Origin of the sequence: Limnohabitans sp. 103DPR2, from assembly GCF_001412575.1 — a bacterium.
Lineage (GTDB): Bacteria > Pseudomonadota > Gammaproteobacteria > Burkholderiales > Burkholderiaceae_C > Limnohabitans_A.
Genome location: NZ_CP011834.1, coordinates 843,896 through 867,330 on the forward strand (window position 1 = coordinate 843,896; position 23,435 = coordinate 867,330).

General features: G+C 54.2%; 20 protein-coding genes. 17 read left to right on the forward strand and 3 right to left on the reverse strand.

What is annotated here, in order from left to right; genetic code table 11:
- Positions 1 to 48 precede the first annotated feature (48 nt).
- The gene (apbC, locus tag L103DPR2_RS04125) at positions 49 to 1,137 is read left to right on the forward strand and encodes an iron-sulfur cluster carrier protein ApbC (protein WP_055359880.1); all 1,089 of its coding nucleotides are present in this window, start codon (positions 49 to 51) and stop codon (positions 1,135 to 1,137) included.
- Between the two features lie 59 nt (positions 1,138 to 1,196).
- On the opposite strand, the gene L103DPR2_RS04130 is transcribed toward apbC, so the two are convergent.
- Positions 1,197 to 2,762: a benzoate-CoA ligase family protein gene (locus tag L103DPR2_RS04130; RefSeq protein ID WP_055361837.1), complete on the reverse strand. Its 1,566-nt coding sequence runs from the start codon at positions 2,760 to 2,762 to the stop codon at positions 1,197 to 1,199.
- Positions 2,763 to 2,965: 203 nt separating this feature from the next.
- On the opposite strand from L103DPR2_RS04130, the gene L103DPR2_RS04135 reads away from it, so the two are divergent.
- The 16 genes from L103DPR2_RS04135 to L103DPR2_RS04210 all read left to right on the forward strand — a co-directional run bounded on the left by L103DPR2_RS04135 (position 2,966) and on the right by L103DPR2_RS04210 (position 21,923).
- Entirely contained in the window at positions 2,966 to 3,883 is a 918-nt protein-coding gene (locus L103DPR2_RS04135) for a helix-turn-helix transcriptional regulator (RefSeq protein WP_055361838.1), read from the forward strand.
- A 168-nt stretch (positions 3,884 to 4,051) separates the two neighbouring features.
- A complete protein-coding gene (gene boxC, locus L103DPR2_RS04140; RefSeq protein ID WP_055359881.1) occupies positions 4,052 to 5,710 on the forward strand; it encodes a 2,3-epoxybenzoyl-CoA dihydrolase in 1,659 nt (552 codons plus the stop codon).
- Positions 5,711 to 5,818: 108 nt separating this feature from the next.
- Complete coding sequence (gene boxB, locus L103DPR2_RS04145) at positions 5,819 to 7,246, forward strand: benzoyl-CoA 2,3-epoxidase subunit BoxB (protein ID WP_055359882.1); 1,428 nt, start codon at positions 5,819 to 5,821, stop codon at positions 7,244 to 7,246.
- A 27-nt stretch (positions 7,247 to 7,273) separates the two neighbouring features.
- The gene (gene boxA / locus L103DPR2_RS04150) at positions 7,274 to 8,548 is read left to right on the forward strand and encodes a benzoyl-CoA 2,3-epoxidase subunit BoxA (RefSeq protein ID WP_055359883.1); all 1,275 of its coding nucleotides are present in this window, start codon (positions 7,274 to 7,276) and stop codon (positions 8,546 to 8,548) included.
- A gap of 104 nt (positions 8,549 to 8,652) precedes the next feature.
- Positions 8,653 to 9,213, forward strand: a complete 561-nt coding sequence (locus tag L103DPR2_RS04155) for a DUF3305 domain-containing protein (RefSeq protein WP_055361839.1) — start codon at positions 8,653 to 8,655, stop codon at positions 9,211 to 9,213.
- A complete protein-coding gene (locus tag L103DPR2_RS04160; RefSeq protein ID WP_082466707.1) occupies positions 9,210 to 9,851 on the forward strand; it encodes a DUF3306 domain-containing protein in 642 nt (213 codons plus the stop codon). The genes L103DPR2_RS04155 and L103DPR2_RS04160 overlap by 4 nt, the downstream gene beginning before the upstream one ends.
- Positions 9,778 to 11,910, forward strand: a complete 2,133-nt coding sequence (locus L103DPR2_RS04165) for a 4Fe-4S binding protein (protein ID WP_231717679.1) — start codon at positions 9,778 to 9,780, stop codon at positions 11,908 to 11,910. The genes L103DPR2_RS04160 and L103DPR2_RS04165 overlap by 74 nt, the downstream gene beginning before the upstream one ends.
- Positions 11,911 to 11,920: 10 nt before the next feature.
- Complete coding sequence (locus tag L103DPR2_RS04170) at positions 11,921 to 12,538, forward strand: TorD/DmsD family molecular chaperone (RefSeq protein ID WP_055359885.1); 618 nt, start codon at positions 11,921 to 11,923, stop codon at positions 12,536 to 12,538.
- Positions 12,539 to 12,657: 119 nt separating this feature from the next.
- On the forward strand, positions 12,658 to 12,861 hold the full coding sequence (locus L103DPR2_RS04175; RefSeq protein ID WP_055359886.1) for a hypothetical protein: 204 nt from the start codon (positions 12,658 to 12,660) through the stop codon (positions 12,859 to 12,861).
- Positions 12,862 to 12,898: 37 nt separating this feature from the next.
- Positions 12,899 to 15,862, forward strand: coding sequence for a formate dehydrogenase subunit alpha (locus L103DPR2_RS04180; RefSeq protein ID WP_055359887.1), 2,964 nt, complete (start codon positions 12,899 to 12,901; stop codon positions 15,860 to 15,862).
- A 27-nt stretch (positions 15,863 to 15,889) separates the two neighbouring features.
- A complete protein-coding gene (gene fdh3B / locus L103DPR2_RS04185) occupies positions 15,890 to 16,501 on the forward strand; it encodes a formate dehydrogenase FDH3 subunit beta (RefSeq protein WP_055359888.1) in 612 nt (203 codons plus the stop codon).
- A complete protein-coding gene (locus L103DPR2_RS04190) occupies positions 16,498 to 16,743 on the forward strand; it encodes a hypothetical protein (protein ID WP_055359889.1) in 246 nt (81 codons plus the stop codon). The genes fdh3B and L103DPR2_RS04190 overlap by 4 nt, the downstream gene beginning before the upstream one ends.
- A gap of 61 nt (positions 16,744 to 16,804) precedes the next feature.
- A complete protein-coding gene (locus tag L103DPR2_RS04195) occupies positions 16,805 to 17,968 on the forward strand; it encodes a formate dehydrogenase subunit gamma (RefSeq protein ID WP_055359890.1) in 1,164 nt (387 codons plus the stop codon).
- A gap of 18 nt (positions 17,969 to 17,986) precedes the next feature.
- Positions 17,987 to 18,373, forward strand: coding sequence for a hypothetical protein (locus L103DPR2_RS04200; RefSeq protein ID WP_055359891.1), 387 nt, complete (start codon positions 17,987 to 17,989; stop codon positions 18,371 to 18,373).
- 90 nt (positions 18,374 to 18,463) lie between these two features.
- Positions 18,464 to 19,351 carry a formate dehydrogenase accessory sulfurtransferase FdhD gene (locus L103DPR2_RS04205; RefSeq protein WP_055359892.1) on the forward strand — a complete coding sequence of 296 codons (888 nt, stop codon included), beginning with the start codon at positions 18,464 to 18,466 and terminating at the stop codon, positions 19,349 to 19,351.
- Complete coding sequence (locus tag L103DPR2_RS04210; RefSeq protein WP_055359893.1) at positions 19,344 to 21,923, forward strand: ABC transporter permease; 2,580 nt, start codon at positions 19,344 to 19,346, stop codon at positions 21,921 to 21,923. Before L103DPR2_RS04205 ends, L103DPR2_RS04210 begins: the two co-directional genes overlap by 8 nt.
- A gap of 2 nt (positions 21,924 to 21,925) precedes the next feature.
- Here the strand turns inward: L103DPR2_RS04210 and L103DPR2_RS04215 are convergent, their stop codons facing one another.
- Positions 21,926 to 22,570, reverse strand: a complete 645-nt coding sequence (locus L103DPR2_RS04215; RefSeq protein ID WP_055359894.1) for a Smr/MutS family protein — start codon at positions 22,568 to 22,570, stop codon at positions 21,926 to 21,928.
- A 41-nt stretch (positions 22,571 to 22,611) separates the two neighbouring features.
- Complete coding sequence (gene radC / locus L103DPR2_RS04220; protein ID WP_055359895.1) at positions 22,612 to 23,286, reverse strand: RadC family protein; 675 nt, start codon at positions 23,284 to 23,286, stop codon at positions 22,612 to 22,614.
- Positions 23,287 to 23,435 lie beyond the last annotated feature (149 nt).

The following is a 23,435-nucleotide window of genomic DNA, read 5'->3' on the forward strand; positions in this document are numbered from 1 at the left end:
CAGCCACTTGATGTCGCTAAACTTCCGGCCATTCGCAGAAAGTTTCACATGTCGACCCCAGAACAACTCCAAAAAGCCCTCGAATCGGTCATCGATCCCAACACCGGCAAAGATTTTGTCTCCACCAAAGCCCTGAAAAACCTGGTGGTAGACGGCGGCAATGTGGCCTTTGACGTTGAATTGGGTTACCCAGCTAAGAGCCAGATTCCGGGTTTGCGCAATGCCCTCATTGCCGCCGCCAAGCAGGTGCCCGGCGTGACCAATGTCTCAGCCAACGTCACCATGAAAATTGTGGCCCACGCAGCTCAGCGCGGCGTGGCCTTGTTGCCGCAGGTCAAAAACATCATCGCTGTTGCGTCTGGCAAAGGCGGCGTGGGCAAGAGCACCACGGCTGTCAATTTGGCCTTGGCGCTGGCCGCAGAGGGCGCCAGTGTGGGCTTGCTCGACGCCGACATTTACGGCCCCAGCCAGCCCATGATGATGGGCATTGAAGGTCGTCCTGAGAGCGAAGACGGCAAAACCATGGAGCCCATGGAAAACTACGGCGTGCAAGTGATGTCGATTGGTTTCTTGGTGAACCAAGACGAGGCCATGATTTGGCGCGGCCCCATGGCCACGCAGGCCCTTGAGCAGTTACTGCGACAAACCAATTGGAAAGATTTGGACTATTTGATCATCGACATGCCGCCTGGCACGGGTGACATTCAACTCACACTCAGCCAACGCGTGCCCATGACAGGCGCCGTGATTGTGACCACACCCCAAGACATCGCCTTGCTGGATGCCAAAAAGGGCATCAAGATGTTTGAAAAAGTAGGCGTGCCTATTTTGGGTATTGTGGAAAACATGGCGGTTCACGTCTGTACAAACTGCGGTCATGTTGAGCACATCTTTGGCGCTGATGGCGGCAAGAAAATGGCCGAGAACTACCAAATGGACTACCTGGGTGCCTTGCCCTTGAACATGCAAATTCGTTTGCAAGCTGACAATGGCAAACCCACTGTGGTGGCCGATCCCGATGGCGAAGTGGCCAGCATTTACAAATCGGTGGCGCGCCAAGTGGCCATCAAAATTGCGGCCAAGGCCAAGGACTTTTCTGCCAAGTTCCCAACCATCACCGTGTCAAAAAACACTTGATACAAAAAGCAGTGGCCTCTGAATGAGGCCACTTCGCAAAGGCTTGAAGGCTTAGGCTTTCAAGCCTTTTTGTTTTCCAAATCGCGCAAACGGAAACGTTGAATTTTGCCTGTGGCGGTTTTGGGCAGTTCAGTGACGAATTCAATGAAGCGTGGGTATTTGTAGGGCGCCAAACGCTCTTTCACAAAGGACTTCACCTCTTCTTCGGTCAAGCTTTGTCCCGCCTTCAGCACAATGAAAGCTTTGGTTTTGGTCAGGCCATCGGCGTCCACTTTGCCAATGACGGCGGCTTCCAAAATGGCGGGATGCTGAACCAAGGTTGATTCCACTTCAAAAGGTGACACATAGATGCCACTGACTTTCAGCATGTCGTCATTGCGGCCAGCATAGGTGTAATAGCCTTCGGGGTCGCGCGAGTATTTGTCGCCACTCTTGGTCCATTCACCTTGAAAGGTGTCGCGAGATTTTTCTCGGTTGTTCCAATACATCAAAGCGGCTGAAGGGCCTTTGATGTACAGGTCGCCAATCTCGTTGTGACCGGTTAGCACTTCGCCTTGTTCGCCGCGCAATTGCACTTCGTAGCCAGGTACAGGTTTGCCTGTGGTGCCATAGCGCACATCGCCTGGTGTGTTGGACAAGAACACGTGCAGCATTTCAGTCGAGCCAATGCCGTCAATGATTTCGCAGCCAAAATGAGCCGTCCAACGTTCGCCAATGTCTGCGGGCAAGGCCTCGCCGGCAGATGAGCAAAGGCGCAAGGCCACTTTGTCCTTGGTGGGTAAGTCAGGGCTTGCCAACATACCGCCGTAACCTGTGGGCGCACCGTAAAACACGGTGGGCTTGTGATCGACCAAGCGTTTGAATGTGGCTTGCGGTGTGGGGCGTTCGGCCATCAACACCACGCTGGCGCCGACACTTAAAGGAAAGGTGAGGGCGTTGCCCAAGCCGTAAGCGAAGAACAATTTGGCGGCTGAAAACACCACGTCGTTAGACGTCAAAGCCAACACGCCTTTGCCATACAACTGCGCTGTCCAATACAAATTGCCTTGGGTATGCACTGTGCCTTTGGGGTTGCCAGTAGAGCCCGATGAGAACAACCAGAAGGCGGGTTCGTCGGCATGTGTTTCGGCAGGCAAGCTGGGGCCTGTTGCCGAAGCCAAGAAATCCTTGAAGTGCAGGTTGGGTGCAGGCAAATCACCCTCGTGGCGTGAGACCACGATGTGTTTGATGCTTTTGGTGCCTTGTGCAATGGCGGCATTCAACGTGCCCAGCAATGCGGAGGACACCAAGGCCGCTTGCGCGCGGCTGTTGTTGATCATGAAGGCATAGTCGTCCGCTGTTAACAGCGTATTGACCGCCACGGGCACCACCCCAGCATAAAGAGCGCCCAAAAATGACACAACCCAATCGGTGCTGTCTTGCATCAGCAAGAGCACGCGCTCTTCGCGCTTCAGTCCCAACTTGCGCAGACCCGCTGCACAGGCTCTGATCTGTTCACCCATTTCGCCATAGGTGAGGCTGCCTACATCGTCGATGAGCGCCGTCTTGTCTTTGCGACTGTTGTTGGCTGCGATCAAAAATTGCGCGAAGTTGAATTGCGCGGGTGGGGCTGAGGGCAGCGTCATGTTGATCTCCGTGATCTTGATCAAAAATTTGGATGGTGTGCATTAAAACGCTTGGGCTTTAGGACAACTCGCGGTATAAATGCACTATCTTGCTTGCGGACGAGTATGCAATAAAGTGCATGTTTTGTCTGTCATGAAAAATCAGGGTTTTCCCTTTATTTTGAAAAATCAGCATCGCCAATTCATTGTCCTTGGAGACTTCGGTGACCGAATCATCGACCGCATTTGTTGAAGTGGGTAGCTCTTTAGAGCCCCTGCGCAGCCCATTTTTGATGGCGCTGGGTGATCGTGTGCGCAACCTGCGTTCTCGCAAAGGCATGACCCGAAAAGCAGTCGCTTTAGCGGCCGATGTGTCAGAACGGCACTTGGCCAATTTGGAGTACGGCACAGGCAATGTCTCTGTGTTGGTGTTGTTGCAGGTGTCGCATGCCTTGCAATGCTCATTGGCAGAATTGTTGGGTGACATCAGCACCAGCTCACCCGAATGGTTGTTGATTCGTGAACTGCTCAGCAAGCGCACAGAGGCCGATCTGCGTCGTGCGCGCGTTCAGTTGACAGAAATGTTTGGTGAAAGTGGTGACGCCACAGCACGCCGCACCCGCATTGCCCTCATTGGTTTGCGAGGGGCTGGCAAAACCACACTGGGCCAGCGTTTGGCCGATGATTTGGGTTTTACGTTCATTGAACTCAGCCGCGAAATTGAAAAGTTTGCAGGTTGCCAAATCAGTGAAATTCACAACTTGTACGGTGCCAATGCGTATCGCCGATATGAGCGACGTGCATTGGAAGAGGCCATTCAAATTTACCCCGAGGTGGTGATTGCCACACCGGGTGGTTTGGTCTCTGACTCCGCCAATTTCAATTTGCTGCTGACCCATTGCACCACCGTGTGGTTGCAAGCCAGTGCCAACGACCACATGTCACGCGTCGCTGCGCAAGGTGACCTGCGCCCCATGGCCGCCAGTCCCGAGGCGATGGAAGATTTGAAACGCATTTTGGAAGGACGCTCTGCGTTTTATTCCAAAGCCGATCTCAGCATCGATACCAGTGCACAAGATGCCGAAGAAAGTTTCAAGCGCTTGAAAACGGAAGTTCGCAAAGTGATTCAATGGGTTGAGTAGGGTTTGAAAAAATTCTCAAAACATAGGGTAAACACTTAATAATTGCATTAAATTGCATGTTGAGTCCCTAGGTTGAATGCAATAAACTGCATGTCAACGCGGTTCGATGGCTTTTTAAGTCTCGCACCAGAGATTCAGACCCTACAAAGACCTTCATTGGAGACCTTCATGACCACAGCGCCCATCGTCAATTACCAAACCTCACCCGAAAACTACAAGCACATCAGCTTGGCCTTTGACGGTGCCGTGGCCACCCTGTCGATCAACATCGACGAAAACGCAGGCATTCGCCCTGGCTACAAATTGAAGCTCAACTCTTATGACTTGGGCGTAGACATTGAATTGCACGATGCCCTGCAGCGCATCCGCTTTGAACACCCCGAAGTTCGCAGCGTGGTAGTCACCAGCTTGAAAGACCGCGTGTTCTGCTCTGGTGCCAACATCTTCATGTTGGGCGTGTCGACACACGGCTGGAAAGTGAACTTCTGTAAGTTCACCAACGAAACACGCAATGGCATTGAAGACTCCAGCAAATACTCTGGCTTGAAGTTTGTGGCCGCATTGAACGGCGCATGTGCTGGTGGCGGTTATGAATTGGCCTTGGCCTGCGACGACATCGTGTTGGTGGACGACCGTTCTTCTGCAGTGTCTTTGCCCGAAGTGCCATTGCTCGGCGTATTGCCAGGCACAGGTGGCCTGACACGTGTCACCGACAAGCGCCACGTGCGCCACGACTTGGCCGATATTTTCTGCACCAGCGTAGAAGGTGTTCGTGGTCAAAAAGCCGTCGACTGGCGTTTAGTCGATGCGATTGCCAAGCCCAACCAATTCCAACAAGTGGTGCGTGAACGCGCTGACAAATTGGCCGCAAAAAGCGATCGTCCTGCTTCAGAAAAAGGCGTGGCGCTCACACCCATTCAGCGCAACATTGAAGCCGACCGCATCAGCTACAACAACGTGACGGTTGAAATCGACCGCGCCAAGCGCCTGGCCACCTTCACGGTTAAAGCACCAGCATCTGCACAACCCACAGACATCGCCGGCATCTTGGCAGCTGGCGCTCAGTGGTGGCCTTTGCAAATGGTGCGTGAATTGGACGACGCCATTTTGCACATGCGCACCAATGAACTCGACATTGGCACTTGGTTGCTCAAAGCCACAGGCGATGCCAAAGCAGTCTTGGCCAGCGATGCGACTTTGTTGGCTCACAAAGACCACTGGTTCGTGCGCGAAACCATTGGTCACTTGCGCCGTACCTTGGCACGCTTGGACGTTTCTTCACGCAGCATTTTTGCACTCGTTGAACCAGGCACTTGCTTCGTAGGCACCTTCGCTGAATTGGCTTTCTGTGCCGACCGCACTTACATGTTGGCCTTGCCCGACGATGCAGACAAAGCACCCACCATTCAATTGAATGAGTTCAACTTTGGCTTCTACCCCATGGTGAACGAGCAGTCCCGTTTGGCACGTCGCTTCTACGAAGAAGTGCCTGCCATGGAAGCTGCGCGCGGCGCCATTGGCAAAGCATTGGACGCTGACGCTGCATTGGCACTCGGCTTGGTCACCGCTGCACCCGATGACATCGATTGGGATGACGAAATTCGCATGTGCTTGGAAGAGCGCGCGGCCATGTCACCCGATGCGCTCACAGGCCTCGAAGCCAACTTGCGTTTCGCCAGCCAAGAGAACATGTTGACTCGTATTTTTGGTCGCCTGACTGCATGGCAAAACTGGATCTTCCAGCGCCCCAATGCCGTGGGTGAAAAAGGTGCCTTGAAGGTGTACGGCAAAGGCGAAAAAGTGCAGTTCGACATGAACCGCGTTTAAGCCTCAACGTACAAAAGTTTTTTGAAAGTGTTGTGCAGCAAGGTTCCCGGTGGTCTTTGCTGCAACCAAAATTTGACCCCACCGTTGCTTTAATTTCTGGAGACTCACATGTCCGGTATCAACTACAGCGAAAAAATTCCTAACAACGTCAACTTGTCTGAAGACCGTACGTTGCAACGCGCCTTGGAACAATGGCAGCCCAACTTCATCAACTGGTGGGACGACATGGGCCCCGAAGGTTCAACCGACATGGACGTGTATTTGCGTACCGCGGTTAGCGTTGACCCACAAGGTTGGGCACAGTTTGGTCACGTCAAAATGCGCGACTACCGTTGGGGTGTGTTTTTGAACCCAGGCGAGCAAGACCGTCAAATTCACTTTGGCGATCACAAGGGCGAGAAAGCTTGGCAAGATGTGCCAGGCGAACACCGCGCCAACCTGCGCCGCATCATCGTGACGCAAGGCGACACAGAGCCAGCATCTGTGGAGCAGCAGCGCCACTTGGGCCTCACAGCACCCAGCATGTACGACCTGCGCAATCTGTTCCAAATTAACGTGGAAGAAGGCCGTCACCTGTGGGCCATGGTGTACTTGTTGCACAAATACTTTGGCAGAGACGGCCGTGAAGAAGCCGATGCTTTGTTGCAACGTAACAGCGGCAACGAAGACAATCCCCGCATCTTGCAAGCCTTCAACGAGAAGACGCCTGACTGGTTGTCATTCTTCATGTTCACGTACTTCACCGACCGTGACGGTAAGTTCCAACTGTGCGCCTTGGCCGAATCTGCATTCGATCCGCTGGCACGCACCACCAAGTTCATGTTGACCGAAGAAGCACACCACATGTTTGTGGGTGAGTCTGGTGTCAGCCGCACCATCCAGCGTACTGTGGATGTGATGAACCAACTCAAAACCGACGACGTGGCCAAACTGCGCGCTGCTGGCGTGATTGATTTGCCCACCATCCAGCGTTACATCAACTTCCACTTCTCCGTCACCATCGATTTGTTTGGTGCAGATGAGTCTTCTAATGCTGCGACTTTCTACAGCTCTGGCTTGAAGGGCCGCTACGAAGAAGGCAAGCGCAATGACGATCACGTGTTGAAGGGCAACACTTACAAGATCTTGGCTGTTGAAAATGACAAGCTGATTGAAAAAGAAGTGCCCATGTTGAACGCCTTGAACGAAGTTCTGCGTGACGATTACATCGTTGATTCCAAAGGCGGCATTGAGCGTTGGAACCGTGTGATTGAAAAGGCAGGCATTCCTTTCAAGCTCACAGCCCCTCACAAAGCTTTCCACCGCAACATCGGTTCTTTGTCTGGCGCCAAAATCACGCCCGATGGCCGTGTGGTGACAGCCGAAGAGTGGATGGCCAAAGTGGGCGAGTGGTTGCCTACCAACGAAGACCGCGCTTATGTGGGCAGCCTGATGGGCCGCGTCACAGAGCCAGGCAAGTTTGCCAACTGGATTGCCCCTCCTGTCATGGGCATCAACCGTCAGCCTGTAGACTTCGACTACGTTCGTTTCAACTGAGATCTGAAAAGATCTTACCCACACGCCATGACCACAGAAGCCGTTTTAATTCAGCAACACCTGATTGATCCCGAGATCTGCATTCGTTGCAACACCTGCGAGGCCACTTGCCCCGTTGGCGCCATCACGCACGATTCTCGCAATTACGTGGTCGACGCTGAAAAATGCAATCTGTGCATGGCCTGTGTGCCACCTTGCCCCACAGGCTCCATTGACAACTGGCGCAGCATGCCCAAGGCCAAGGCCTATTCCATCGAAGAGCAATTGACATGGGATGATCTGCCTGCCGCCTTGAGCGAAGCTGAGCTTCAAGCCATGGGTGTGGACAGTCAAGCTGTGACTTCTGCCCCTGCCGTAGAGGCTGCACCTGCACAAGCTGTCAATGCCTCTGGCGAAGTTGTGTTCAATTCCGCCGCTTATGGTTCTACCTTGCCACCTTGGTCCGCAGCGCATGCGTACACCAACTTGTACGGCCCTAAAACGCCCACACAAGCCACGGTGGTCGGCAATTTCAAAGTGAACGAGGTCGGTACGTCCAACGAAACCCATCACATCGTGATCGATTTCGGCAGCATGCCTTTCCCCGTGTTGGAAGGCCAGTCTGTGGCCATCGTGCCGCCAGGTGTGGATGCTTCTGGCAAGCCGCACCATGCACGCCAGTACTCCATTGCCAGCCCGCGCAATGGTGAGCGCGCCGGTTACAACAATTTGTCTTTGACGGTGAAGCGCGTGGTGGAAGATCACGACGGCAAGCCGGTCAAAGGCGTGTGTTCCAACTATTTGTGCGATGTGAAAGTGGGTGACACGCTTCAAGTGATCGGCCCGTTCGGCAGCAGCTTCTTGATGCCCAACCACCCCAAGTCCAACATCGTGATGATTTGCACCGGCACAGGCAGTGCGCCCATGCGCGGTATGACAGAGTGGCGCCGTCGTTTGCGTCAAACGGGCAAGTTTGAAGGTGGCAAACTCATGTTGTTCTTCGGTGCCCGCACCCAAGAAGAGCTGCCTTACTTTGGTCCGCTGCAAAAGTTGCCCAAAGATTTCATTGACATCAACTTTGCTTTCTCGCGCACACCAGGTCAGCCCAAGCGCTATGTGCAAGACGCCATGCGCGAGCGTGCTGCCGATTTGGTGGCCTTACTTCAAGATCCCAACACGTATTTCTATGTGTGCGGTTTGAAGAGCATGGAAGAAGGCGTGGTCTTGGCTTTACACGACGTGGCCACCCATGCAGGACTGAACTGGGACCAGTTGGGCGCCACGCTCAAAAAAGAAGGCCGTTTGCACCTAGAAACTTATTGAGTTTCTGACCCATACTTCTGAGCATTCGTTGAATTTCAGAAGTTTCACGCCGTCTGAAAGGCGGACAAGCGCCAATGACTTTGAATCATTGGTACTATCCGCCCATGAGTTCCAGACCCTCCATTGATGTTGCCGTTGTCATGCGCCGCGAGCGCGTGCAGGGTGACATGGCCAAATGGCAGACTTGGCGTTGGATTCTGGACGACGTCACGCCCCACGAAGAAGGCTTTGGCAAGCACCCCAAGTGCTTGCGCGAGGGAGAGGATGGCGCGCTGTGGCTGTTTCCCAATTTCAAAGTCGAGTTGTATCCAGACGATGCAGAAGGCTACCTTTTGAACGTCACCTCGCCCGATCCCTGTTTCTTTGTGATGTGGCGCATGGAAGAGCAAGCTGCCTTGAGCGACGATCTGGTGGCCGTGCCCGAACGCGTCTCGCTCAGTTATCACGATGCTGGCCGATGGCTAGACGCGCAAGAAACCATCGAGCAGGTTCCTGCGTCACCCGACATCGTTGAATGGGTGCGTGAATTTGCCAAACAACATTACACCCCCGAGGTGAAGCGTCGCCAGCGGCCGCAAAGTTTTCAAGCGCTCACCGATCGTTTTGGTCAACCCGCCAAGGTCACCACCAGCGATCGCTCTGGCCGAAAGGTGGACGGCGCATGACTGAGAATTCGGGTGGTTTTTTCAGCCGTTGGTCGCAGCGCAAACAGGCTGTGAAGTTGGGATTGGCTGAAGAAGACATCAGTCCACACAAAGCGCAAGACAAAGCGCAAGACAAACCGCAGCCCTCTGTACAGAACAGCGAAGTTTCTGGGGCCAGTGTCAAGCCTGAATCGGCCGAACCTGCTGCTGAGCCACCCAAGTTGCCCACGTTGTCGGATGTTGAGCAATTGACACCTGATTCTGATTTTTCGACGTTCATGACGCAAGGCGTCTCCCCAGAAGTTCGCAATGCGGCCATGAAAAAACTTTTCACCGATCCGCATTACAACGTGATGGACGGTTTGGACATTTACATTGGCGACTACAACACGCCAGATCCTTTGCCCGCTGGCATGCTGGCCAAAATGGTGGGCGCACAATTTTTGGGTTTGGTGAAAGCCCCCGAAGATGTGGCACAGTCCAGCACTTCAGATAGCGACACTCCCAAACCCGCAGAGACAAAGTTGGCTGCCAACGCAAACAACTTAGACAACCCTGAGCCCCTAGAAAACAACTCGGTACAACATGACCACACTCATTTGCGATTGCAATCAAACCATGCCCCTGCAGACCCAGAAGCTGGGTCAGGCGCTGGGTGAATCGCTCACACTGCACAGCACACTTTGCCGCCGAGAAGCAGGCGCATTTCAGAAGGCCATTCAATCGGGTCAAGAAGTGGTGGTGGCCTGCACCCAAGAGAAAAAGCTTTTCTCTGAGTTGGCTTCACAAACAGAAGGCGCAACGTCCCCCATCAAATTTGTGAACATCCGTGAGGCTGGCGGCTGGAGCAGTGATGCACAAAACGCCTCCCCCAAACTGGCGGCGCTATTGGCAGCAGCCCATTTGCCTGAACCTGACCCTGTGCCAGTCGTACCCTTCAAAACCGAGGGGCGCTTGTTGATCATTGGCCCTCTCGATCAAGCTGAAAAGGCTGCCGCCATGGTGGCCGATGTCTTGCAAGTGGTGATCTTTTCGCAGGGTGCTGGTGAAGCGGGTGGCTCGCAAGAGCGTCAATACCCTGTGATCGCTGGCGAATTGAAATCATTGAGCGGTTGGTTGGGGGCCTTTGATGTGTCATGGTCTGACAACAACCCCATCAACTTGGATTTGTGCACGCGCTGCAATGCTTGTGTGGAGGCTTGCCCCGAGAACGCCATTGGTTTGGATTATCAGATCGACATGAGCGTGTGCAATGACAGCCGCGCGTGCGTCAAGGTTTGCCAATCTGCAGGGGCCATTGATTTCAACCGTGTGCCCACAGAAGCTTCCGAAAAATTCGACCTCATTTTGGACCTTCGACCTGCAGGCTCAAATGGTCCTCAGTTTTTGCAACACGCGCCACCACAAGGTTATTTCAAATGGAACGGCCAGGATCTGGCAACGCTCATCAAGTTGCGCGACATGGTGGGCGAGTTTGAAAAACCCAAGTTCTTTGTTTACAAACAAAAACTTTGTGCACACAGCCGCAACGAAACGGTGGGCTGCAATGCCTGCGTCGACATTTGTTCTGCTGAGGCCATTTCAAGCGACAAGTCGCGTCAACAAATCAAGGTGAATCCCAATTTGTGCGTGGGTTGTGGCGCGTGTACCACCGTGTGTCCTACGGGCGCTTTGACGTATGCCTACCCCAAGGCACAAGAGCAAGGTTCGAAAATCAAAACGCTGTTGTCTACCTACCATGCGGCAGGTGGCAAAGATGCGGTGCTGATGTTGCACAGCCAAGAAGCCGGACTCAAAGTGGTGGAAGAGTTAGGCCGTGCAGCGCAACTCAAGTTGGCCAAGGGCACCCCCGCCAATGTCATTCCCATGTCCCTATGGCACACCGCCAGTTTGGGTTTGGAAGTTTGGCTAACGGCAGTGGCCTATGGTGCGCATCAAGTTTTGGTGCTCTGCACACACGAAGAAGCACCACAATATTTGGAGGGGCTAGAGGCGCAAATGGCCGTTGCCCAGAGTTTGTTGGCGGGTCTGGGCTACGAAGGCATTCATTTTCAAATTATGCGTGCCAAAAACGGCATAGACTTAGACGCTAGTTTGCAAGCCAACAGCGCCGCAAAAGCACAAGCCAAATGGAAGAACCAAGTGCCGGCCGTGTATGCCAAGTACGCCGTAGCCCCCGAAAAGCGCAGCACCCTTGAATTGGCATTGGACCATTTGAGCGAGCATGCACCCTCGGCATTGCAGGCCAGCAACAGCGCCATTGCGTTGCCTGTAGCATCACCTTTAGGTGCTTTGAAAGTCAATGCTGACAAATGCACGTTGTGCCTGAGTTGTGTCAGTGCATGCCCAGCCAGCGCATTGCAAGACAACCCCGATTTGCCGCAACTGCGTTTCATCGAAAAGAACTGTGTGCAGTGCGGCTTGTGTGCCACCACGTGCCCCGAAGATGCCATTGAGTTGGTGCCACGTTTCTTGCGCACGCCCGAGCGCAAGCAAGCGCAAGTCTTGAACCAATCTCAACCCTATGGTTGTGTAAAGTGTGGCAAACCATTTGGCACCCTCAAGGCCATCGAGGCCATGTTGGGTAAATTGGCCGGTCACAGTATGTTCCAAGGTGCCGCATTAGAGCGCCTCAAGATGTGTGGCGATTGCCGCGTCATCGACATCTATTCCAATTCGGATGAGGCCAAGATTGCCAACATCCCTCCCAAATCTTGAAGAAATCCAAATGACTTCCAATCTGTCATCGTCCTCAGCCCTAGACGAAGAAACGGCGCGCGCTGAAATTTATGGCTTGCTCGCGCAATTGTTTTATCAAGTGCCCAGTCCTGAATTGTTGGCACAACTGCGCGTTGCAGTGACGGATGCGCCCGTGGCCGGTGGATTTTTAGAAGAGCCATGGCGTCAACTTGTTGCTGCATCGCGAGTGTCAACTGATGCTGACATCGCCTCGGAGTACAACCAATTGTTTGGGGGTGTGGGCAAGCCTGAAATTTACCTTTACGCCTCACATTACGTGAGTGGTTTTCTCAACGACAAACCGGTTGCCAGATTGCGTGAAGATTTGGCCGCGCTAGGCTTGGAGCGCGACGACAGCATGTCGGAAACAGAGGACCATTTTGCGTGCCTTTGCGAAGTGATGCGCTATCTGATTGCGGGTGACGATGTGGCCATCTCCAACCTCACACAACAACGCGAGTTCTTCGCAAAGCATGTTCAGCCTTGGGTTCAAGAGATGCTGGATGTCATCTTGAAACATCCCAGAGCGCAATTCTTTGCGCAATTGGCTGCGTTCACCCAAGCATTTTTGAACATTGAGACCCAAGGTTTTGATTTGCTGACTTGAAAATTGTCAAGCCGGAAAGCGCACAAACATAAGGGTTTCCCCATTGTTGCAATAAGGCGAACTGTTAACATCACTGAGGTATGCAAAGTATTTCCTAAGCATCTTTCAAGGAAACATTCATGAGTACGCAAAACCCTAAAGTTTCACGTCGCACATTGTTCGCTGGTGCAGGCACAGTTGGCGCTGTGGCAGCTGCAACAAGTTTCTTACCCCAAGTAAAAGACTTGGCGCCCCAAATCACTCAAAAAGCCAAACCCGAACGCGGTGGTGGCTACGAGCTATCCGAGCACGTCAAGCGTTACTACAAGACCACCTTGGTCTAAGTCCTTTCTCAAACACTCACCTCTTCTGGAGAGTTTCATGTTGTTGACCAAAAAGAATTCTGGCACCTCAGGTGCTTCAGCGTCGCCGTTCGTGCACAGTTTGCGCCGCGGCCTCACACAGGCTTTGCCCACACTCGATCGACGCACTTTCTTGCGCCGTTCTGGCTTAGGGGTTGGCGTTGGCTTGGCCGCTTCGCAACTGAGCTTGGTGAAAAAAGCCCAGGCGGGCACGCAAGGCGGCTCCATCATTGGCGCAGGCAAAGTTGAAGTGAAGCGTACCGTTTGTACCCACTGCTCAGTGGGTTGTGCTGTTGACGCCGTTGTTGAAAACGGCGTGTGGGTTCGCCAAGAACCTGTGTTCGATTCGCCCATCAATTTGGGTGCACATTGCGCCAAAGGTGCAGCGCTTCGTGAGCACGGCCACGGCGAATACCGCCTGCGCTACCCCATGAAGCTGGTGAATGGCAAGTACGAGCGCATCAGCTGGGACTTGGCCCTGAAAGAAATCAGCGAACGCATGATGGAGCTGCGCAAAGCCAGCGGCCCCGACAGCGTTTACTTCATTGGCTCCTCTAAGCACAACAACGAGCAAGCGTATTTGATGCGCAAGTTTGTGAGCTTCTGGGGCACCAACAACACCGATCACCAAGCGCGTATTTGCCACTCCACCACGGTGGCGGGTGTGGCCAATACATGGGGCTACGGCGCCATGACCAATTCGTACAACGACATGCAGAACAGCAAGTGCGCTTTGTACATCGGCTCGAATGCGGCCGAAGCGCACCCTGTCAGCATGTTGCACATGTTGCATGCCAAAGAAAATGGTTGCAAGATGATCGTGGTCGATCCACGTTTCACACGCACTGCGGCCAAGGCCGACGAGTACGTGCGCATTCGCTCCGGCACCGACATTCCTTTCTTGTTTGGCATCGTCTATCACATCTTCAAAAACGGATGGGAAGACAAGAAGTACATCAATGACCGTGTGTACGGCATGGAAGCGGTCAAGGCCGACATCATGGCCAAGTGGACACCCGACAAAGTGGAAGAAGCTTGTGGTGTGAAAGAAGAGCAAGTTTTCAAAGTGGCCAAGATGCTGCACGAAAACAACCCCAGCACCATCGTGTGGTGCATGGGTCAAACTCAGCACACCATTGGCAATGCCATGGTTCGTGCCTCTTGCATCTTGCAGTTGGCGTTGGGCAACATCGGTAAATCGGGTGGTGGCACCAACATTTTCCGTGGTCACGACAACGTACAAGGCGCCACCGACGTGGGCCCCAACCCCGATTCATTGCCTGGCTACTACGGGTTGGCTGAAGGCTCTTGGAAGCACTTTGCCAAAGCGTGGGATGTTGACTTTGAATGGATCAAGGGCCGCTACGCCAGCCCTGCCATGATGGGCAAAAACGGCATCACGGTGTCGCGCTGGATCGATGGTGTGCTCGAGAAAAACGAACTCATCGACCAAGACAGCAACTTGCGCGGCGTGTTCTATTGGGGCCATGCCCCCAATTCTCAAACACGTGGTTTGGAAATGAAGCGCGCCATGGACAAGCTCGACTTGTTGGTGGTGGTCGATCCCTATCCATCCGCAACCGCTGCCATGGCGGCCATGCCTGGCAAGCCAGAAGACCTGAACCCCAATCGCGCGGTGTATTTGTTGCCCGCAGCCACACAGTTCGAAACCAGCGGTTCTTGCACAGCGTCCAATCGCTCATTGCAATGGCGCGACAAGGTCATCGATCCCTTGTGGGAAAGCCGCTCTGACCACATGATCATGTACCAATTGGCCGACAAATTGGGCTTTGGCAAAGAGCTGGTCAAGAACTACAAAATGCAAAAAGTCAAAGGCATGGACGAACCCGTGCCAGAAGACATCCTGCGTGAAATCAACAAATGCGTCTGGACCATTGGCTACACCGGCCAAAGCCCAGAGCGCCTGAAAGCGCACATGCGCAATATGCATTTGTTTGATGTCAAAACGCTCAAATCCAAGGGCGGTAAAGACAAAGAAACAGGCTACGACTTTGGTGATGATTATTTTGGTTTGCCATGGCCCTGCTACGGCACGCCCGAACTCAAACACCCAGGTTCCCCCAATTTGTACGACACCTCCAAACACGTTATGGAAGGCGGCGGCAACTTCCGCGCTAACTTTGGCGTGGAGCGTGAAGGTAAATCCTTGTTGGCCGAAGACGGTTCTCATTCCAAGGGCGCTGACATCACCACCGGCTACCCCGAACTCGACCATGTGCTGCTCAAGAAATTGGGCTGGTGGGGTGAACTCACCGAAGCTGAAGCCAAAGCAGCCGAAGGCAAAAACTGGAAGACCGATTCTTCTGGCGGCATGATCCGTGTGTTCATGAAGAACCATGGTTGCCATCCCTTTGGCAATGCCAAGGCCCGCGCTGTGGTTTGGAACTTCCCCGATCCTATTCCTCAGCACCGTGAGCCACTTTATGGCACCCGTGCCGACATGATGGCCAAGTACCCCACGCACGACGACAAGAAAGCCTTCTGGCGTCTGCCCACTTTGTACAAAACCATTCAAGACAAGAACATTGCCGACAAGGTGCATGAGAAGTTCCCGCTCATCATGACCTCAGGCCGCTTGGTGGAATACGAAGGCGGTGGCGAAGAAACACGTTCCAACCCATGGCTGGCCGAGTTGCAGCAAGAAATGTTTGTGGAGATCAATCCTCAAACTGCTTCCAAACGCGGCATTCGCAATGGTGAACGTGCATGGGTCAAAACACCTACGGGTGCACGCTTGAATGTGCAAGCTTTGGTGACAGAGCGCGTGGCGCCTGACACCGTGTTCTTGCCCTTCCACTTCTCGGGTCGTTGGCAAGGTGCCGACATGCTGGCGCACTACCCCAATGGTGCCGCACCGATCGTGCGGGGTGAAGCAGTCAACACAGCCACCACTTACGGCTACGACAGCGTCACCATGATGCAAGAAACCAAAACAACCGTTTGCGATGTGGAGAAGGCGTAAAGCCTTTGCCACACACAGGAGTAAAACATGGCAAGAATGAAATTTATCTGTGATGCAGAGCGCTGCATTGAATGCAATGGTTGTGTCACGGCTTGTAAAAACGAACACGAAGTACCTTGGGGCGTCAACCGTCGCCGCGTGGTCACTTTGAACGACGGTGTGCCTGGCGAGAAATCCATTTCGGTGGCCTGCATGCACTGCTCAGACGCCCCCTGTATGGCGGTGTGTCCCGTGAACTGTTTCTATCGCACCGAAGAGGGTGTGGTGTTGCATGACAAAGATGTGTGCATTGGCTGCGGTTACTGCTCCTATGCTTGCCCCTTTGGCGCACCCCAGTTCCCCAGCGCAGGCACCTTTGGTGTTCGCGGCAAGATGGACAAGTGCACATTCTGCGCAGGTGGCCCCGAAGCCAATGGCAGCCAAGCTGAATTCGAAAAGTATGGTCGCAACCGTTTGGCAGAAGGCAAGTTGCCAGCTTGTGCCGAAATGTGTTCCACCAAAGCCTTACTCGCAGGCGACGGCGACGTGGTGGCCGACATCTTCCGCAACCGCGTTGTACAACGCGGCAAAGGCGCAGAAGTTTGGGGTTGGGGCACTGCCTATGGCAGCAAAACCGATTCGAAAGGTGCCAAATCATGAGCCGCATCCATCGTTTAACAGGCCTGGCTTGCGCCGTGTTGTTGGCTTCAGGCCTTTCCGCTTGCGGCGACAAAGTGCAAGAGTTGGCAGGCCAACCCAAACTTGACGCAGCGCCCTACACCGGCACCGGCGTTCAAGTGTTCACCACGTCCGGCTGGAAAGCCGGCGACAAAAACAGTTGGGCCCAGCAACTCAAAACACGCGCTCAATATGGGCAAAACGATCACTCGCGATCCAACTGAAAGTGGGAGAGCAACCATGAACCGATCTTCGGTAAGCACACACATTCAGTCGGGTCTCTTGATGGCCTGCTTGATGTTGGGGGCTGTGTTGAGCGTGTCTGCACAAACGCAGCCTGCAACTGCTGCGCCAGCAGCTGAAAGCGCCAAAGCAGCCGCTCCGGGTGTTCAAAGTGCCAACATCTTTTCCATTGCACCCGACGCCAACACAGATCCTAAATACGCAGACCAAAACAATGGTGAGCGTGGCAAGGTTCAGCCTGGCAACAATGCCCCCATGTGGCGCCAAGTGGGTGCGGGTGTGACGGGCTATAGCAGCTTGCCTGCGTCGCAAGCGCCCGAAGCCGGCAACCTCATTCAGCCTTTTGTCCAATACCCAGGCTCCAAACTCACCACCGCAGGTGAGGCATGGCGTCAAGTTCGCAACAACTGGATCATTCCTTATGGGGGTTCTTTGTTGCTGATTGCAGCATTGGCCATTGCGCTTTTTTACTACGGCAAAGGCACCATGACATTGCATGGCGCTGAAACTGGCCGGAAGATTGAACGCTTTACACCCCTAGAGCGCTCTGCCCATTGGACCAATGCCATTGCATTTGTGTTGTTGGCGGTTTCTGGCGTGGTGATGGCGTTCGGTAAGTTTTTCATTCAACCCATCATTGGCAATGCTTTGTTTGGTTGGCTGACTTATGCCTTGAAAAACATTCACAATTTTGCAGGCCCCTTGTTTGCGGTGTCGCTCATCATTGTGTTTGTCACCTTCTTGAAGGACAACTTCCCCAGCAAAGAAGACATTACATGGTTGTTGAAGGGCGGTGGCTTGCTTTCTGGCCAAGAAGTTCCTTCACATCGCTTCAATGCCGGTGAAAAAGTGGTGTTCTGGTTTGGTGTCTTGGGCTTGGGCCTTGTTGTGGTGGCGTCAGGTTTGGTTCTCGACAAACTCATTCCCGGTCTCATTTACGAGCGCAGCACCATGCAAATTGCCAACATGATTCATGGTGTCGCCACCATCCTCATGATGGCCATGTTCATGGGCCACATCTACATGGGCACCATTGGCATGCAAGGCGCCTACAGTGCCATGCGCGATGGTTATGTTGACGAAACTTGGGCCAAAGAACACCACGAACTTTGGTACAACGACATCAAAGCAGGCAAGATTCCTGCGCACCGATCGCCTGAAGCTTCCGCCCATGGTGGTGCTGCTTCTACCTCGGTATCTGCCTGACGTTTGAGGATTCAAATCATGAAAAAAACATTCATCAGCTTGGCCACACTGTTGTTGGCATCTCTGTTCAGCGTCTCGGCCATGGCCAAGTTGCCAGCACCCAGCGACGAGGCCAAAGCCAAAGCGGCAGAGGCTGCAGCCAAAACGGCCCACGGCAACAAAGTCGCTGATTACCAGCTATGCAAGTCACGTGAAAAAGTGGCTGCGCACTATTACAAGACAGCCAAGGCCACTGGCAAGCCCACTACACCGCCTGTGGCTACGCCAGCTTGTGCTGATCCAGGACCTTACGTCGCAGCTGCACCAGCAGCCCCTGCAGTGGCCGCAGCACCTGCACCAGCGGCAGCCAAGCCGGGTGCCACACCTGCTGCACCCGCTGCAGCAGCGCCCGCTAAAAAATCCTGATTTTTCCCTGAATTCAACAGGTTGAAAGTCCCTCGCTGAGTCAGCGAGGGACTTTTTGCGTTAGGCTCGTGCCTGAACTTTGTATTACCCATGTCGCACCCATCTTCTCTCAAACCCCGACTGACCCAAGCCCATGCCGAATTGACGCGGCAGATTGAGGTCATCAACGAGTTGGGTGAAAGCTCGCAAGTTCACATTCCTGCAGAGCGTGCACTGACGGTGTACTTGGACAAACGCGAACTGGTGACCCTGATGACATTGGGCGCCAGCCCTGAATTCTTGGTGTTGGGCTTTTTGTTGAACCAGCGCCTCATTCATTCTGTTGCCGAAATTGAGTCCATCACGGTCGATTGGAGTTTGGGTGAAGGTGAAATGGGGCAGCCGGGTGTCGCTGCCATCAAGACACGTGAAGGTCAAAGCCAAGCAGGCAGCAAAACGGCGGCACGCGTGGTGACCACAGGTTGTGGTCAGGGCAGTGTGTTCGGTGATCTGGTCAACGACATCGATGCCATTCAATTGCCACCCGATTCACGCATTGATCAAGCCACCTTGTATGCCTTGGTCAATGCCATTCGCGTGCAAGAAACCACTTACAAATCTTCTGGCTCTGTGCACGGCTGTGCTTTGTTCAAAGGCGCAGAGATGCTGATGTTTGTGGAAGATGTAGGCCGCCACAATGCAGTTGACACCATTGCGGGATGGATGGCCATGAACGATGTCAGTGGCCACGACAAAGTGTTTTACACCACCGGTCGACTGACCAGTGAGATGGTGATCAAGTCTGCGCAAATGGGTGTCCCCATTGCGGTATCTCGCAGTGGCATCACCCAAATGGGTTTGGAAGTTGCACAGCGTGTGGACCTGTGTGCCATTGGCCGTGCCACCAACAAACGTTTCTTGTGCTTTAGCGCTGCGCATCGCCTCACATGGCAAACTGAACTGGCAGAGCCTAGCGTCAAGTCAGTTGCGCATGACTAAAGCTTTGACGCAGCCTACAAGCCCTGAGTGGCTGCTCGCCACTCAATTGGGTTGGCGCAATCTGTGGCGCGACCTTCGCGCTGGCGAACTGAATTTGCTCATCGTCTCGGTGGTGCTGGCCGTGGCGGCGCTGTCGGCGGTTGGATTTTTTGCAGACCGTTTACAAGCAGGTCTGTGGCGTGACGCGCGCCAACTGCTGGGCGGCGATGCTGTGGTGGTGAGTGACAAGCCCACGCCCGATGTCTTTTTTGAAAAAGCCAAATCCCTCGCGTTGAAAACTCAAACCACCTTGAACTTTCCCAGCATGGCACGTGCAGACGACGCCAAGGGAGGAGAGACCAAGTTAGTGGCTTTGAAAGCCGTCTCAGAAGGTTATCCCTTGCGCGGCAACATGAGCTTGTTCAAAGCGAATGTGCAGCAGCCCAGCATGTTGAGCGACGAAGTGGTCACAACGCGTGAAGTGCCCAAGCCTGGCACGGTGTGGGTCGATCCCCCTTTGTTAGAAAGCCTCAACTTGCAATTGGGCGATCGCTTGTGGTTGGGCGATCAAGCTTTTCAAATTGCCGCCCTCATTGAGCGCGAGCCCGATCGCGGTGCCAGCTTTATGAATTTCGCACCGCGCGTCATGATGCATCAACAAGATGTGGCCGCGACAGGCTTGGTGCAACCTGCTAGCCGCATCAGCTATCGCATGGCTGTGGCCGGAGCTGAGGATCAACGCGATGTGCAAAAGTTTTTGAGCTGGGCTCGCGAGCAAGTCCAAACCCCCAACATTCGGGGCGTGCAAATAGAGTCCATGGAAAGCGGCCGCCCAGAAATGCGCCAAACCTTGGACCGTGCCGAAAAGTTCTTGAACCTGGTAGCGCTGCTGGCAGCCTTGTTGTGTGCTGTGGCCGTGGCACTGGCAGCGCGCACATTTGCTGCCAGACATTTGGATGGTTGCGCCTTGCTGCGCGTCTTGGGTCAAAGCCAACGCACGCTCACACTGGCTTATGGTTTTGAGTTTGTCACAGCGGGTGTGCTGGCCAGCCTCTTGGGTCTGGCTTTGGGATACGGTGTTCACCATGCCTTTGTATGGTTGTTGGCAGGTCTGGTGGATGCGCAGTTGCCGCCTAGCTCGGGTGCACCGGCCATCTTGGGTTTGGGCATGGGCTTGACCCTGTTGTTGGCCTTTGGATTGCCGCCAGTTTTGCAATTGGCCAAAGTGCCGGCCATTCGTGTCATTCGCCGTGACATGGGTGGTTTGCAACCTGCTTCAGTGGGCGTGTTGTTCACGGGCTTGTTGGGTTTTGCGGCTGCCTTGATGTGGGCCAGCCGTGATGTGAAGCTGGGCTTGATGACCGTCGGTGGTTTTGCGGCGGCCACCTTGTTCTTTGCGGCCATCACGTGGGTCTTGTTGAAGTTGCTTCGGCAATGGGTGCCCAGCTCGGCCACACCACGTTGGTTGCTGTTGGCCACAAGGCAAGTGATGGCCCGCCCGGTGTATGCCGTGGTCCAAGTCAGTGCGTTGTCTGTGGGCTTGTTGGCTTTGGTGTTGTTGGTCTTGCTCAGAACCGATTTGATCAGCAGCTGGCGCAAGGCCACACCCGTCAATGCACCCGATCGTTTTGTGATCAATGTGCAGCCCGATCAAACTGCTGCATTTCAATCTGCCCTATCGCAAGCCGGTGTGGCGCAATACGATTGGTACCCCATGATTCGCGGCCGTTTGGTTGCCATCAATGACAAAGCCGTCAGCCCGGCCGATTACGTTGAAGACCGCGCCAAACGTTTGGTCGATCGTGAGTTCAATTTGTCTGCGCGAGCGGCCAAACCTGATCACAACGCCGTGGTTGAGGGCACTTGGACCGATGGCGAAAAAGATGCCGTCAGCGTCGAGGCGGGCATTGCCCAGACCTTGGGTTTGAAAATGGGCGATCGCCTGCGCTTTGATGTGGGTGGTGTGATCTCTGAAGGGCGCATCACCTCCCTTCGCAAAGTGGACTGGGGCTCGATGCGCGCCAACTTCTTCGTGATGTACCCCGTCGACGAGTTGCCCGACGTGCCCTTGAGTTACATGGCTGCATTCAAAACCCCGCCTCAAAAATCATTTGAACGCAATTTGCTTCAACAGTTTCCCAACATCACCAGTGTTGACATGCGGGCCACCATCACCCAAGTCCAAAAAGTCTTGGACCAGGTCATTCGCGCGGTTGAATTTTTGTTTGCTTTCACCCTGATTGCGGGTCTGCTGGTGCTGATGGCTGCAGTCACTTCAACCCGCGAAGAAAGAAAACGTGAATTTGCCATCATGCGAGCGTTGGGCGCCACAGGTCGATTGCTGAGCCAGGTGCAAACGGCAGAGCTGATGGGTGTTGGACTTTTGGCTGGTTTCTTGGCCAGTTCGGTGGCCGTAGGCGTCGGTTGGGGCTTGGCCCATTACGTCTTTGAATTCGATTGGACCGCCTCTTTGTGGGTGCCCTTAGCAGGCGCCTTGTCTGGCGCTGGCCTGGCGTGGCTGGCCGGATGGTGGGGCTTGTCGGAAGTGTTGCGTCAGCCCGTGTCACAAACGCTGCGACAAGCTGCTGAATAAAGTTAGCGCGCCTCTGAGGGGGTCAGCAAAACCACCAATGCACCTGCGCCACCTTCTGCAGGCTTGGCTTGTACGAAAGCCATGACCTGGTTTTTTTGCACCAGCCAACTGTGCACCTTGGATTTGAGGACAGGCGTTTTGCCAGGCGAGCCAAGCCCTTTGCCATGCACCACACGCACACAGCGTATGCCGTGCTTGTGGGCTTCGCGAATGAAAGTGGTGAGAGCCAAGCGGGCTTCATCGCTGCGCAAGCCGTGCAAATCAATTTCACGTTGAATCGACCAATCGCCCTTGCGCAATTTGCGCGTCACTTCGGGTCCAACGCTGGGCCTTCTGAAACTCAGGGCCTCATCGGTGTCGAGCAAGGTGCTGACATCAAACTCATCGCTGAGGGAGTCTTGAATGACCTGGGCTTCGTCTTTTTTCAACTGCGTGGCCACGGGTGAGCGGGGCGCTTTGGGCAGATGCGCTTTGTTGTGAACAGGCAAAGGGGCCACTTTGCCGATGGCCCGGGTGAACAAATTCCTTTCGGCTTCAGCCTTCTTCAAAGCGGCGGCGCGCGCAGCTGCCTCGGCAGCTGCTTTGGCTTGCGCCTCGGCAATCTGCTTTTGAATGTGTTTAAGGTCTTGAAGCGATTGAAATTTCACGGTCCAATGTTGCCATAAGCCAGTGCCATTTTTCGCTTCACTTACAAAACACCTTGCTCTGCCATGGAGAAGGCTTGGCCTGGCCCCACAATGACATGATCGAGCACCCGCACATCCACCATGGCCAATGCTGACTTGAGGGTGTGGGTGAGGTGCAAATCGGCGGGACTGGGATGGACCGAGCCACTGGGATGGTTGTGCGCCAAAACCACGGCGGCGCTGTGATGGTGAAGCGCCCGCAGCACCACCTCGCGGGGGTACACACTGGTTTGGCTGAGCGTGCCGCGAAACAAAGTTTCCATGCACAGCAATTTGTGCTGAGCATCCAAAAACAGCATGGCAAACACCTCGTGGTGTTTGTGGGCCATGTGCAGTTGCAAATACAGTTGTACGCTGGCGGCGTTTTGCATCACCTCACGTGTTTGCAACTGCTGCGACATGGCCCGTTTGGCCAGTTCCATCACGGCCAACAGCTCGGTTTGTTTGGCCGGCCCCAAGCCCTTGATGTGCCCCTGCTGATAAGCCGGCGTGATGAGCAAGTTGGCCAATCCGCCACTGGCCAACAGCATGTCTTGCGCCAACTGCAGCACATTGCGGCCCGCCACCCCTGTTCTGAGCAGCAGTGAGAGCAGTTCGGTATCGCTCAAGGCGCTGGGTCCCCGGGCGAGCATTTTTTCGCGGGGACGGGCGTCGGGCGGTATTTCTTGCAGGTTCATGGGCCAGTTCTTTCAGATAAATGCCCCTTTGCAGCGCATTTCCCGGCCAAAGGCCTAGAAGCTTTTTACAATGCGGGGATGGACAGTTCGAGTCTGTGCCCTCAGCCTGCCTTTGGCGGTGCTTTACTTTTTCATTGGCCTGCATTGAA

What these genes read in the sequence shown, in the direction of transcription:
- L103DPR2_RS04200 (WP_055359891.1), top strand. Translation starts at nt 17,987, where the DNA reads ATGAAAAAAACATTCATCAGCTTGGCCACACTGTTGTTGGCATCTCTG.
- L103DPR2_RS04195 (WP_055359890.1), top strand. Translation starts at nt 16,805, where the DNA reads ATGGCCTGCTTGATGTTGGGGGCTGTGTTGAGCGTGTCTGCACAAACG.
- radC (WP_055359895.1), bottom strand. Translation starts at nt 23,286, where the DNA reads ATGAACCTGCAAGAAATACCGCCCGACGCCCGTCCCCGCGAAAAAATG.
- L103DPR2_RS04190 (WP_055359889.1), top strand. Translation starts at nt 16,498, where the DNA reads ATGAGCCGCATCCATCGTTTAACAGGCCTGGCTTGCGCCGTGTTGTTG.
- fdh3B (WP_055359888.1), top strand. Translation starts at nt 15,890, where the DNA reads ATGGCAAGAATGAAATTTATCTGTGATGCAGAGCGCTGCATTGAATGC.
- boxB (WP_055359882.1), top strand. Translation starts at nt 5,819, where the DNA reads ATGTCCGGTATCAACTACAGCGAAAAAATTCCTAACAACGTCAACTTG.
- boxC (WP_055359881.1), top strand. Translation starts at nt 4,052, where the DNA reads ATGACCACAGCGCCCATCGTCAATTACCAAACCTCACCCGAAAACTAC.
- apbC (WP_055359880.1), top strand. Translation starts at nt 49, where the DNA reads ATGTCGACCCCAGAACAACTCCAAAAAGCCCTCGAATCGGTCATCGAT.
- L103DPR2_RS04175 (WP_055359886.1), top strand. Translation starts at nt 12,658, where the DNA reads ATGAGTACGCAAAACCCTAAAGTTTCACGTCGCACATTGTTCGCTGGT.
- L103DPR2_RS04165 (WP_231717679.1), top strand. Translation starts at nt 9,778, where the DNA reads ATGACCACACTCATTTGCGATTGCAATCAAACCATGCCCCTGCAGACC.
- L103DPR2_RS04160 (WP_082466707.1), top strand. Translation starts at nt 9,210, where the DNA reads ATGACTGAGAATTCGGGTGGTTTTTTCAGCCGTTGGTCGCAGCGCAAA.
- boxA (WP_055359883.1), top strand. Translation starts at nt 7,274, where the DNA reads ATGACCACAGAAGCCGTTTTAATTCAGCAACACCTGATTGATCCCGAG.
- L103DPR2_RS04180 (WP_055359887.1), top strand. Translation starts at nt 12,899, where the DNA reads ATGTTGTTGACCAAAAAGAATTCTGGCACCTCAGGTGCTTCAGCGTCG.
- L103DPR2_RS04155 (WP_055361839.1), top strand. Translation starts at nt 8,653, where the DNA reads ATGAGTTCCAGACCCTCCATTGATGTTGCCGTTGTCATGCGCCGCGAG.
- L103DPR2_RS04170 (WP_055359885.1), top strand. Translation starts at nt 11,921, where the DNA reads ATGACTTCCAATCTGTCATCGTCCTCAGCCCTAGACGAAGAAACGGCG.
- L103DPR2_RS04130 (WP_055361837.1), bottom strand. Translation starts at nt 2,762, where the DNA reads ATGACGCTGCCCTCAGCCCCACCCGCGCAATTCAACTTCGCGCAATTT.
- L103DPR2_RS04210 (WP_055359893.1), top strand. Translation starts at nt 19,344, where the DNA reads ATGACTAAAGCTTTGACGCAGCCTACAAGCCCTGAGTGGCTGCTCGCC.
- L103DPR2_RS04205 (WP_055359892.1), top strand. Translation starts at nt 18,464, where the DNA reads ATGTCGCACCCATCTTCTCTCAAACCCCGACTGACCCAAGCCCATGCC.